The sequence below is a fragment of the Massilia antarctica genome, assembly GCF_015689335.1.
GTDB classification, from domain to species: domain Bacteria; phylum Pseudomonadota; class Gammaproteobacteria; order Burkholderiales; family Burkholderiaceae_D; genus Telluria_A; species Telluria_A antarctica.
The window spans coordinates 6,331,895-6,344,030 of the sequence record NZ_CP065053.1 but is presented as its reverse complement, the minus strand read 5'-3'; the positions used below and the strand labels follow the sequence as shown (position 1 = coordinate 6,344,030).

Annotated in this window: 6 protein-coding genes and 2 pseudogenes; 6 read left to right on the top strand and 2 right to left on the bottom strand. The window is 62.5% G+C overall.

Annotated features, from left to right (window positions below):
* Positions 1-63 precede the first annotated feature (63 nt).
* Both IV454_RS27820 and IV454_RS27815 read right to left on the bottom strand, forming a co-directional pair.
* Positions 64-1,422 carry an IS4 family transposase gene (locus tag IV454_RS27820; RefSeq protein WP_441294979.1) on the bottom strand — a complete coding sequence of 453 codons (1,359 nt, stop codon included), beginning with the start codon at positions 1,420-1,422 and terminating at the stop codon, positions 64-66.
* A gap of 93 nt (positions 1,423-1,515) precedes the next feature.
* Positions 1,516-2,442 (bottom strand): annotated as a pseudogene (locus IV454_RS27815) (IS481 family transposase); the annotation flags it as partial.
* A gap of 635 nt (positions 2,443-3,077) precedes the next feature.
* On the opposite strand from IV454_RS27815, the pseudogene IV454_RS27810 reads away from it, so the two are divergent.
* From IV454_RS27810 to IV454_RS27785, 6 genes and pseudogenes are all read left to right on the top strand, one after another.
* A pseudogene (locus IV454_RS27810) lies at positions 3,078-4,423 on the top strand (ISL3 family transposase).
* A 120-nt stretch (positions 4,424-4,543) separates the two neighbouring features.
* Entirely contained in the window at positions 4,544-5,035 is a 492-nt protein-coding gene (locus tag IV454_RS27805; protein ID WP_206088792.1) for a hypothetical protein, read from the top strand.
* The gene (locus IV454_RS27800) at positions 5,032-5,796 is read left to right on the top strand and encodes an SDR family oxidoreductase (protein ID WP_206088791.1); all 765 of its coding nucleotides are present in this window, start codon (positions 5,032-5,034) and stop codon (positions 5,794-5,796) included. Before IV454_RS27805 ends, IV454_RS27800 begins: the two co-directional genes overlap by 4 nt.
* A 425-nt stretch (positions 5,797-6,221) precedes the next feature.
* Positions 6,222-7,466 carry a hypothetical protein gene (locus IV454_RS27795; RefSeq protein ID WP_206088790.1) on the top strand — a complete coding sequence of 415 codons (1,245 nt, stop codon included), beginning with the start codon at positions 6,222-6,224 and terminating at the stop codon, positions 7,464-7,466.
* Between the two features lie 323 nt (positions 7,467-7,789).
* Positions 7,790-10,435 carry a TonB-dependent receptor gene (locus IV454_RS27790; protein WP_206088789.1) on the top strand — a complete coding sequence of 882 codons (2,646 nt, stop codon included), beginning with the start codon at positions 7,790-7,792 and terminating at the stop codon, positions 10,433-10,435.
* A 148-nt stretch (positions 10,436-10,583) separates the two neighbouring features.
* On the top strand, positions 10,584-12,104 hold the full coding sequence (locus IV454_RS27785) for a tryptophan halogenase family protein (protein WP_206088788.1): 1,521 nt from the start codon (positions 10,584-10,586) through the stop codon (positions 12,102-12,104).
* Positions 12,105-12,136 lie beyond the last annotated feature (32 nt).

The following is a 12,136-nucleotide window of genomic DNA, read 5'->3' as shown; positions in this document are numbered from 1 at the left end:
CGGCTTTTCTTCATGCCATTTCTTGAGTGCCTGAACCGGCGTTTGATGGTTTAACGCACCTCGTTATACACAAGTGTTCAGCGCGCCAATTCCCCGTAGCGCGCGTATCGTTTCGACCGCCACGTGAACATCCTTCAGTCCGAGCCAGATGGTCTTGACGCCGGGCTCGCCATCGCTCTTGCGGGCGAGGAAACCGCCGATGCAGGCGATCTGGCGCAGAACGTCGTTCAGACGCGGCTTCTCCGGCGGCGTCTTTTTGCGCAGCAGGTAGGCTGCTTGAATCTCGTCCGGGTCGAAGAACAGTTCCGCATCCAAATCCGGACAGGTCCTGCCCAAGCGCATCAGGCGTGCGATGCGCCACGCCACCACCATGAACAGCGCCAAGGCCCGTTCAAGCTGCGTGATCGAGCCCAGTTGCAGCGCCTCGACGCGGCAGGCGTTCTTGAGCACGTCGAACAGCATCTCGATTTCCCATCGCGCGCGGTACCAGTCGATCAGCTCGACGACCGCCTCGGGCGTGGCGGCCTTGCGGTTGGTCAGCAAGCGCCACTCGATTGGTTTGACGCCGTCCGGCGCGTCGATCTCGCGCGCGATCACGCACGTGGCGAGGACGCTCTTTCCTTTGCCCGCAGGCAGGGCGACCGTGCGTGCCCACAGTTGCTGGCGCACGGTGCGCGCCTTCACCCCGTGCCGCGCGGCCATCGCGAACGTCAGCTCGCCGATCGGCGCGCCCGCACTCGTGTGCTGCCACAGCTTCTCGCCGTCGGGCAGGCAGCGGTTGTGCTTGGCGCGCACCAGCCAGTCGGCCGGCGTGGCCAGTTCCTGGGCGCGCAGCATCAACGGCACCAGATCGGCCTCGCGGTCGGCCACATACACCAGCCGTGTGCCGGGCAACTGCGCCGCCACCTCCGCGATCCGCTCGTAGCCCTCGATCCAGCGCAAACTCTCCTTCGGCCCGCCGCGCGCACCTGATTTGTCCTTCTTTTCGCGCGCCCACATCCACGCGTCGATGATGCCCAGCGGCTCGCGCGCAGGCGTGACTGCGTAGGTCGGGTGCAGGTACATGCCGCGCTGGGCTTCGTAACTCAACGGGCCGAGGCCGAACGCGCCTTGGCCGTTGAAGTCCAGTTCAGTCGTGTCCTGCAGGCACAGCACAACCGGCAGCGCGGCCATGCGTTGCTGCGTCTGCTGCCAGTGCGGCGCCATGATCGCCTCCCAGTCGACGCTGTCGTTGTCGAAGAAGCGATACGCCGCCATCGTCTCGCCCCAGCCCTGACACGCCTTTGGCACGCTCGCCGTCGGGTCAGCCGCAAATCGCTCCATCAAGATCCTCGCTCGTTTGTTCAGGCGCGCATCGCCCAGGTCGAGTTGTTCAAATTCCGTCTCGGTCCAAGGTGCAGGTACTGTCGCCAATTCGTCCACGCAAAAGACGAGAGTAAACCTGAAACGCGGCGAGTTTACAAGGGGGCGCGTTAAGCCATTGAATGTAAACAGATTTTCAGAACGGTCGGCGCCGCGCAAGATTTGTGTATAACGAGGTGGGTTTAACGCGCGCTGAGGAATGTTGGGGTTGTAAATTTTGGCGTAATTGCGCAGCGTTGCTTCGAGCTCGGCTGCGCAACCAAACCGGGTTTGATTAACGATCTCACTGATGCGGCCATTGAAGCGCTCCACCATGCCGTTGGTTTGCGGGTGGCGTGGCGGAATGAGCCGGTGCTCAATCTTGAGCTGCTTGCAAAGGATGTCGAACACATGCTTGCCACTGGGTATCCGGTTGCCCTCGGCGTCTTTTTTCTTACTAGTAAAACGGTCTGTAAATTGACTGCCGTTATCGGTGAGCAGCTTGACGATCTTGACCGGACAGGCTGCCGTCACCTTCGCCAGGAAATCGACACTGCTGCTGTCGGTCTGATCGGCGTAGATGTCCATGTAGACCCAGCGCGTTGCACGGTCGATGGCAACGAACAAATAGCGACGCGCTGTTTCGTCCGGCATCTGCGGCAAGTACTTGATATCTATGTGTAAAAAGCCCGGCTCGTAGTCCTTGAAGGACTTTTTTTCGACCGGCTTTTCAGGCTCCTGCAGAGCGACGAGGTCACGCAGATCCGACACGCCGTGGCGACGCAGGCAGCGCCCCAGACCGGCTCTGGAGACTGCCGGATTGATGAACTCACGGGTGACCGCCAGCAGGTCGTCAGTGGGCAGCAAGAGCGTCGTGCGCAGCTCCACGACGATGAGTTCTTGCGCCGGCGTGAGCGTCGTGTTCAGCGTGAGCGGACAATGCGAGCGGTCGACAGGACTGTCGCGATCCTGCCACTTGCGAATCGTCTGGCGCGAGACATTGTAGAGCCGGGCAAGCTCGGCCTGGGACAGCGTGGAGGTTCGAATTTCCTCGCGTGTCAGATGGGTGGTACGAGCTTGGCTGTGCAGGGCTTGGGTCATGAAATCGGCAGTCGGGTATCGTTGATGAGCAGTGTACGCAAAACGTGCCTGGCTTTGAAGAGCGGCCAGCTACGGATGGGTACATGATCCCACGAGTCCCCACAAGTAGTTATGAGGCATGCGTATAACGACGCTTTACTCAATCTGACTTTTAATTGCGGGGATATTTCAAAACTTGCCCTTTTTGCTGAGTTGCCTGAGTATGCAAAATACAAGGAATGTCGTCTGGAATTTGCCGGTGTCACAAATAAATAGACCGAGGGATGGTCAAGCGGCAGCAGGTTTATGGGACGGTATATGTATCTACAATTATTCAAGTTTTTCGGTTTGTTACTGCTGGCACTGGTTTGCTTTCCTGTGTGCGCCGATGAAGCCTCGGGAACATGGAGGCGGGACAAGTCCGCAGAATATTTTGGGCCCAATGACGTTTCCGGTGAAACTTGACATCGGCTATGCTGTGAGGTTCTACCGTCCCGGAGTGCGGTCAAGGCCGGCGCGCGCTGCGCGCGTGCCGGCGTCGCGCACCCTTGAGGGCATGCAGGGCGCATACGCTGGTCCATGGCCGCCGACGCGGCAGGCCGTGGCGGCGACCTTGGACAACAGGCGTGCCGGCGTTTCCGGCTGGAGAGGGTAGTTTGAGTATTGGCATGGAAACCCTGTTCACCACCGCACTGGGCTTGCAAGCCCCGTGGGAGGTGAGCGAATTGAAGCTCGACACGGGAGCGAAACGGATCGACTTTGAAGTTCGCTATCAAAGCGAGGAAATGGCCTGCCCCGCCTGCAAGGCGCCGGCGCAGAAGATCCACAGCCGCATGCAGCGCAGCTGGCGGCACCTCGATTTCTTTCAATTTGAAGCTTGGGTGCACGCAGAAGTACCGCGCGTGCGCTGCCGCTCCTGCGGAAAGACCTCGCGCATCGAAGTGCCATGGTCGCGCCCTGGCAGTCATTTCACCCTGCTGTTCGAGGTTCTGGCCATGTCCTTGTGCCAAACAATGACCGTGGCCGAGACCGCCCGGCTGCTGCGTGTGACGGCGCATCGCCTGTGGCGCAGCGTCGGCCATTACGTCGCGGTGGCGCGCGGCAAGGATGACATGAGCGAGGTGAAGCTCATCGGAATCGACGAGACCAGCCTTCGGCGCGGTCACCAGTACGTGACGGTCGTTCACGACCTGGATGCCAAGCGCCTGCTGTTCGCCACCGAAGGCCGCGACCACGAGACGGTGGTCGCTTTCAAGGCCGATCTGATCGCCCATGGCGGGCAGCCGCAGCGGATCGAGCACGTCTGCATGGACATGGGCCAGGCCTACATCAAAGGCGTCACCGAGCAATTGCCGCAGGCCCAGATCAGTTTCGACCGTTTCCACGTGATCGCCTTGGCCAACGATGCGATGGACAAGGTACGCAAGCTGGAAATGGCGAAGCATCCGCGCGTCGTTCGCAGCGCCTTGGGGACCGAACGCAAGACGTCCGTGCGTTGATGTGGGGCATGCGCCGCGACGCGCACAGCTGGACGGCGCGCCAGCGCGACACGATGTATCTCTTGCAGCGTTCCCGGCTCAAGACCGCAAGGGCGTGGCGGCTGAAAGAAGCATTGCGGGACACCTATCGGCACGCCGCGGCCGCCAACAGCGCGGAAGCGGCGCAGGCGGCGCTGGAGCGTTGGATAGCGTGGGCCCGCCGAAGCCGACTCGAGCCGTTCAAGAAACTGGCGCTGACGCTGCGCGAGCGCCTGCCAGGCATCGTGCGCGGCATGCTCGATGGCCGCAGCAACGCTTATGTCGAAGTGATGAATGGCATGCTTCAGCAAGCCAAGCGAGCAGCGCGCGGCTTCCGGACCGCCGCCAACTTCATCGCTATCGCCTATCTGCGCATGTCCAAACTCGCTCATTTACCCGACAATCCCTTGCAGGCCGCCGTGAAGCGGTCGGTTTCAACTAGGCGATACCGTGGCGGTCGTCAAGTTTCACCGAAAACGTCATAGAGCCCAACCGCTTCAACGATGTCGAAAACCACCCTGAGGCAAGCGCCCGACGACGACAACCCTCGTCGGCGCCGTGATTTTCGTTCACAATGTCCATTTTCCAAACTGCTGGAGCATGACATGCTGAACAAGATCGTTTCCCGCCGCACCTTGCTGGCAGGCGCCGCCCTGTGGCTGCTGGGAACATCGGCCGCGACGGCCCAGACCGACAAGGTGCTTGATGTCGTAATCTTCAATTATTCCAACCGCACCTTGCTCGACGTGACCGTCGGCGGCGTGCGCGTGGGCGGCGCCGGGCCGTACCCGTACAGCGGGCGCCGCAGCAAGGTCGGCGCGCGCTTTTCCAACGGCCCGCAGACGGTCAGCTGGCGTGTCGGCGCGCTCGAGGGCCAGGAAAAGGACGAGGAGGACGGCCAGGTCGTGCGCTCGTCCAACACCCCCACCATGGGCGAGATTCCGTCGGACGCGCACTACCTGTCGGTGCACATCTATCCGGACGCCAAGGTCGAGTTCATGTTCTCGCGCAGGGTGCCGGTCCTGAGCAAGCGCGGCGAAAGCATCGACGCCGACTACCGCCGCCGCAAGGCGGCCGCCCAGCCAACGGAATCATGAGCGCGGCCGTCACGGTAGCCGTCGTCAGCGGCCACACCCAAGGCTTGGGCGCCGCCCTGGCGGCCGAACTGATGACGCGTGGGATCACCGTGCTGGGACTGGCGCGCGGCACGGCGCCGCAACTGGCGGCGCGCTTCGGCCCGCTGCTGCGCGAACACCAGGCCGACCTGGCCGACAGCGCCGCGCTGGCCGCATGGCTGGCCACCCCCGCCTTGGGCGAGTTCCTCGGCGCCAGCACCCAGGTCTTGTTGATCAATAACGCCGGCACGGTGGAGCCGGTCGGCGCGCTGCACGAGCAGGACCCGCTGGCGGTCGCGCAAGCGGTGGCGCTGAACGTGGCCGCGCCGCTGATGCTGGCCGCCGCCGTGGCCGCCGCCGCCCGCCAGGCCGACTGTCGCATCCTGCACGTGTCGAGCGGCGCCGCGCGCAATGCCTACACGGGCTGGAGCGTGTACGGCGCCACCAAGGCCGCACTCGACCATCATGCGCGCGCGGTGGCGCTTGACCATCCGCCGCCAGCGCATGGCGCCGGCGTGCGCATCTGCAGCCTGGCCCCGGGTGTCATCGATACCGCCATGCAGGCGCGGATCCGGGCTACACCAGAGAGCCGCTTTCCGCAGCGCGAGCGCTTCCTGGCCTTGCAGCGCGATGGGGCACTCAGCTCGCCCGAGCAGTGCGCCGCCGGCGTGGCCGATTACCTGCTGGCGCCCGGGTTCGGACGCAACGCCGTGGACGACCTGCGCGCCTCGTCCAGCTCATGACTGAGCCGGCAAGCCGCAGTACCGCCCGTTGCGCAGCACGTCAACATGCGTCCGGGCGGAAACCGCGTTAGCTCACCTCCCTATACGCAGCCATCGCAAACCTCATCTCTCCGGCGCCAGTGCGCTGCCCGCCATCATGCCGGCAGCGCTTGGCCGAGGCACCGGCACAGCAGATTCCATCAATACCTAAAACCCGCAGTAATGACGATGTCTTCGGATGAGCGAATGGGTCAATCCGCGCCCGCACGCCTGCATATACCGTAGTCGGGATAGCCGATGACCTTGAATGGCTTATCTGAAACAGGTGACGCTGTGCAATCTAACTCGCTGCGGAGGGATGAATCATGTGTGCTTGCAAGAACAGGAGATGCAATAGCCCGGAGATAGCGCGGCCGATAAAAATCGTCGCAACAAAATGCGCCTGCATGCTGATCGCGCTTGTTGCCGGCACCTACCATCAACATGTCATGGCGCAAAATTTTCCGTCGTCCAACGATAAAATTCCTGCCGGCTGGACAGGTCCGGTATTTAAACTCAGCCAGGATTATCCGGCGACGCTCCCGCAAGATCCGCTTCCCTGGCAAGCCATCGATCCCACCGTGGAGCCAGAGCTGTATGCCCGCACGGTGTACCAATACGTACTAAACGGCAATGTCCAGGCGGCCTGGGATGTGCGCAACAACACCGTCCGCAAGTGGTATCACGCGCCCTGGATGCACTATGGCGATACCGGTCGGGAGTTCATTCGCGGACTGACCAGGGAAAGGACCACCCCGGCCCCGGGCTCAGCCGGAACAGGGGAATTGGGTCCGGCCCAGACCAGGTGTTTTCAGAATTGGGCAGTCGGATTCTACAACCCTCCCGGCGGATATCAGGTCGGCAAAATCTGGGCAAAACCTGGCAGCCCGGACCCGGCATTGTCGCAATTTCCCGATGGCACGGTCATCGCGAAGTTATTATTTACCACGGCACCGGACACGGAAGTTCCCTATCTCAAGGGCACTGTCGAATGGCGCGCCAATGTGCACGTATTTTCCGGCGCCACCTGTCCGAACGGCGCCCTGGTCCGCCGGCCGCAAACCGTGCGGCTGTTGCAAGTCGATATCGCCATCAAGGATGCGCGCGCGGCGCAGACGGGATGGGTATTCACCACGCTGTCGTACAACGGCAATGCGCCCGGCGCCACGCCATGGGAAAGAATGCAACTAGTGGGCGTCATGTGGGGCAACGATCTCGCCAAAAACCAGCAATGGATCAACAAGATGAATGACACGCCGCAGCATCTGGGCGCGCAGGGAAGGCTCAACGGCCCGGTGGATAATCCGCGCTCGTCCTGCATTTCTTGCCATGCGACGGCGCAAACGCCATCGCGCTCGCCCATGATCGCCCCCTCGCAAGCCGATGCGCCGCGCTGGTTCGCCAATTATCCGGGCAGCCGCGCCTTCGATGCTGGGGCTACCGCGACCGATTACTCCCTGCAGATCGCCATGGGAATCCAGAACCTGAACCGCTCGAAAACGCCGGTACGCAGCACCAGCAACAAGGATCGCTGGCCTGTCGTTATCCCGGCGGAAGACATCAAGCTCATGAACCGTGCATTCGATTCCGGCAGGGATGTGCCGCTGCCGATCATCATCAACAAGGCCCTGGAATATCCGGTTGGCCGTTGATCGATGGTGCGCATGCCGGTGGCGCCGCGCCCACTGTCCCGCCCGCCCGCGATGCGGCGGGACGATGCCGGCGGCCGCGCGCGCCAGGCTTTCCCCGTCTGTTGCTTTTTTAACTCCTGACAAAGTCTCGTTGACATTGAAAAACATTGAGTGATATATTTTGCTCATCGATTGGGAGCGTTTCCAATTTATGTGGAGGTGCAGCAACAGCCGATCATGGAGGTGTTGCCGAGGCGGCAGCAGGGGTGTAGTGGAGTGAAGACGCGGCGCCGTCCCGGCCGCGGACTAAAAACGATAAGCATAAAAATCAACGAGGAGACGCAATGTTGTATCCGAAGACAAGAAGGACCCTGGTCAGCCTGGCCGTTGCCAGCGCGTGCGGGCTGATCGGCATGTCCGCCCATGCCCAGGCGCCCGCCGCGGCCGGCGACAGCGATAAGGAATTCATTCCCGAAGTAAAGGTCACCGCCACCCGCTACTCGACCTCACTGCTCAAAACCCCGCTGGCGGTGACCGCCTTCAGCCAGGATAACCTGAACCGCATGGGCATCACCAGCGCCAAGGATCTGGCCAACGAAATTCCCAACGTCACCTTCCAGGCCACCGGCGATTCGGCGGTGCAAATCACCATCCGCGGCATCACGTCCTCGAACACGACCGAAATCGGCGACCCCGCCGTCGGCTTTCACATCGACGGCCTGTACTCGCCCCGTCCGCAGGGCGCCCAGGCGCTCATGTTCGACGTCGACCAGGTGGAAGTGCTGCGCGGCCCGCAGGGCACCCTGTTCGGACGCAACTCCACCGGCGGCAGCGTCAACGTCATCTCCGCCAAGCCGGACTTTTCTGGCACCTACGGCAAGGCTGAAGTCGATATCGGCAACTACCGCAAGAAGCAGGTCAACCTGATCCAGAACATCGCCGTCAACGACAAGCTGGCGCTGCGCGGCTCGTTCACCAAGGTCACCCGCAACGGCTGGGCCAACCAGATGTCGGACACGCGCGAAGCGAACGTGCCGTCCAGGGGCTGGATTCCGGATGGCATTCCCGACGTCGACCAGCGCTACAACCACCCGGTCGGCGCCAAGGATTTCTACACCAACCAGGACGAGTATGCGGCGCGCCTGGCGGCCAAGTTCAAGATCACCCCCGACCTGACCCTCAACGCCGCCTACGAGCTGTTCCAGGACAATGGCGCCGGCAACACGAGTTTCCGCGACTGCGACCAGGGCGCCGGCACGCGCTACGCCTGCAGCGGCGGCCAGTGGGACCTCCTGATCAACGTGCCCGGCAAGACCGACATGACGATCAAGTCCCTGCGCGCCGGGCTGAGCTGGAACGTCAACCAGCACACCAGCATCGATTACAGCTTCATGCTGGCCAACCAGCAGCGTTCCCAGCTGTACGATGCCGACAAGGGCTTGACTGCCGCGCTGCCATTCCAGGTGACGGCCGACTACCCGAACCGTCCGGACGCGGCCAACTGGAGCACCTGGCCGCTGGATGATCGCTACCAGGCCACCTGGGACTCGAAATACAAGTCTTCGGTGCAGGAATTGCAGCTCAAGCAGCAGTTCGACACCCTGCAATACGTGGCCGGCCTGTTCTGGATGCACGAGAAAAACCAGATCAACTACGAAGTCGTCGATTTCTTCCGCAAGCCGCACGGCATCGCTTCCGGCTCGTTTTACTCGCAGCCGGACCGCCAGGTCGACGCCAAGGCCGTGTTCGCGCAAGCCGACTGGAAATTCATCCCGAACTGGACCGCCACCGCCGGTGCGCGCTACAGCATCGACTCCAAGGAAGACAAGAATGGCTTGAACCTGGGCGGCTGGGCCGGCGACACGGCGTTTTACCGCGGCCAGTACAACGGCGGCACCCCGAACACCCCCGGCTACCGCTTTCCGCAGTCCACCGACCTGAAACCAGGCATGGGCGGCAGCGTCGACGCCTATTCCGGCTACGGACGGCCGTCGCCCAACGACCACAAGGATGAATGGAAGAAAGTCACCTGGCGCCTCGGCCTGCAAAAACAGGTCACGGACAACCAGATGGCCTACACCGCGTTGTCGACCGGCTACAAGGCCGGCGGCTTCGGCGACAAGGTCGACAGCTGCGGCGGCCACACCTGCGTCGATGGCAAGAAAGGTGTGGAAACCTTCCTGCCCTACCGGCCGGAGCTGGTCACCAATCTTGAATTCGGCTACAAGGGCAAGTTCCTGGAGAACCGCCTGAGCGTGTCGGCCGTCGCCTTCATGATGCGCTACAAGGATCAGCAACTGACCAACACCTATTTCGTCTCGAAATACCGGCCGGACGACGGCAAGCCCTGCGCCAGCGACCAGCCCAAGTGCGACGTGTACGAAACCTGGCGCACCATCAACGTCGGCAACACCCGCATCTCGGGGATCGAAGTCGAGTGGGATTACAAGCCGTGGAAGGGCGCCAAGGTCGGCGGCGCTTTCTCGAACCTGAACACCTCGATCCGCGATTACGGCGCCTACAGCGACGATTACCTGTGCGACGAGCGCGCCGAGTTCAAGCAGACGCGCTGCCCGGCTCCCTACGCCGGCGCCGGTCCCGACAACGGCAAGCGCTTGTACGACGTGACCAACAACCGCTTGCCGAACGCGCCGAAATACACGGTCATGCTGCACGCCTCGCAAGCGTTCGTGCTCGACGGCGGCTACAAATTGACCCCGTACTTCAAGGTCAACTGGCGCGACAAGGTCTACTTCGACGTGCGCAACGACGAGTTCGAGCACATCGGACGCTTCCAGAAAGCCAGCGCGATCGGCGACGCCTCGTTCCGGGTCGATGCGCCGAACGGCAACTGGCATGCGGAACTGTATGTGCGCAACGTGTCGGACAAGCGGGTGAAAACCTCCGGCAACAGCGGCCTGGGGGGGCAGATGATCGCCAGCTATATCGAGCCGCGCATGTTCGGCGTGCGCGCCGGCTTCAATTATTAAATGCGTAACTGACATCCACCGTTTGGCGAGCCCCGCGTGCCGCAAGGCGCGCGGTGGACCGGTGTGACCTGTCCCCAGGCCACGCCGGTTTTTTTGCATGGGTACTCAGCATACATACTTACTTCGTCAGCATTGACCGGAGAACCAGATGACAGACCAAGGCATCAAGCAGATCGTGATCGTCGGTGGCGGCACCGCCGGCTGGATGAGCGCCGCGGCGCTCTCGCAGCTGCTGCCCGTGGGCCACCATTACCGCCTGATCGAGTCCGACCAGATTTCCACCATCGGAGTAGGGGAGGCGACCATCCCCAGTATCCGCAATTTCAACCTGCACCTGGGCATCGATGAGAACGACTTCATCCGCGCCACCCAGGGCAGCTTCAAGCTCGGCATCGAATTCATCGACTGGGGATATAAAGGCAGCAACTACATCCACGGTTTCGGCTCGGTCGGACGCGACCAGCCGACCGCCAATTTCTTCCACTACTGGCTGAAAATGCACCAGGCCGGGCAGGCCGACAGCCTGGAACCGTACTCGATCAACACCATGGCCGCGCGCCTGGGCAAGTTCAGCCGCGGGCGTCCGGACTTGCCCAATTCGCCGCTGGCGGACCTGTCCTATGCCTTCCATTTCGACGCCGGCCTGTATGCGCGCTACCTGCGCACCTACAGTGAAGCGCGCGGCGTGCAGCGCACCGAGGGGCGCATCATCGACACCGAGCTGCACCCGGATGGATCGATCGCCGCGCTGCTGATGGAAAACGGCGAACGCATCGGCGGCGACTTCTTCATCGATTGCTCCGGCATGGCGGGCTTGCTGATCGAACAGGCGCTGCACACCGGGTATGACGACTGGAGCGATTGGCTGCCTTGCGACCGCGCCATTGCCGTGCCCTGCGAAGCGCACGGCCCGATGGCGGCGCTGACCCGCTCGACCGCGCACACGGCCGGCTGGCAGTGGCGCATTCCGCTGCAGCACCGCACCGGCAACGGCCACGTGTTTTCGAGCAAGTTCATGAGCGCCGACGAAGCCCAGGCCATCCTCATGCGCAATCTCGACGGCCAGCCGCTGGCCGAACCGCGCCTGCTCAAGTTCACCACCGGCAAGCGCAAGCGCGCCTGGAACAAGAACTGCGTGGCGATCGGCTTGTCGGGCGGCTTCATGGAACCGCTCGAATCGACCAGCATCCACATGGTCAAGACGGCGCTGATGCGCCTGATCAGCTTCTTCCCCGACAAAGGCTTCGACCAGGTCGACATCGATACCTACAATCGCCTGTGCGACAAGGAATACGATCAGATCCGCGATTTCCTGATCCTGCACTACAAGGCGAGCACGCGCGACGATTCGCCGTTCTGGCGCTATTGCCGCGACATGGAAGTGCCGGCCGCCCTGCGGGGTAAACTCGACCTGTACGCCAGCCACGGGCGGATTCTGCGCGAGAACGAGGAGCTGTTTCCCGAGGATAGCTGGCTGCAGGTGATGCACGGGCAGGGCTTGCGCGCGCGCGGCTACAATCCGGTGGTCGACCAGCGCACCCCGGACGAGATTGCCGATTTCCTGCAGGGGACGCAGGCGGTGATCCGCAAATGCGTGGACGCGATGTCCAGCCACGAGGCCTTCATCAAGGCCAATTGCCAGGCGCCGCCGATGCGGCGCGCGGCATAAACGCGGGACATAAAAAAACCGGCACGCAGCCG

Bases quoted from the DNA above. Each gene is read 5' to 3' on its own strand.
- IV454_RS27800 (WP_206088791.1), top strand. From the start codon at position 5,032: ATGAGCGCGGCCGTCACGGTAGCCGTCGTCAGCGGCCACACCCAAGGC.
- IV454_RS27790 (WP_206088789.1), top strand. From the start codon at position 7,790: ATGTTGTATCCGAAGACAAGAAGGACCCTGGTCAGCCTGGCCGTTGCC.
- IV454_RS27805 (WP_206088792.1), top strand. From the start codon at position 4,544: ATGCTGAACAAGATCGTTTCCCGCCGCACCTTGCTGGCAGGCGCCGCC.
- IV454_RS27785 (WP_206088788.1), top strand. From the start codon at position 10,584: ATGACAGACCAAGGCATCAAGCAGATCGTGATCGTCGGTGGCGGCACC.
- IV454_RS27795 (WP_206088790.1), top strand. From the start codon at position 6,222: ATGCTGATCGCGCTTGTTGCCGGCACCTACCATCAACATGTCATGGCG.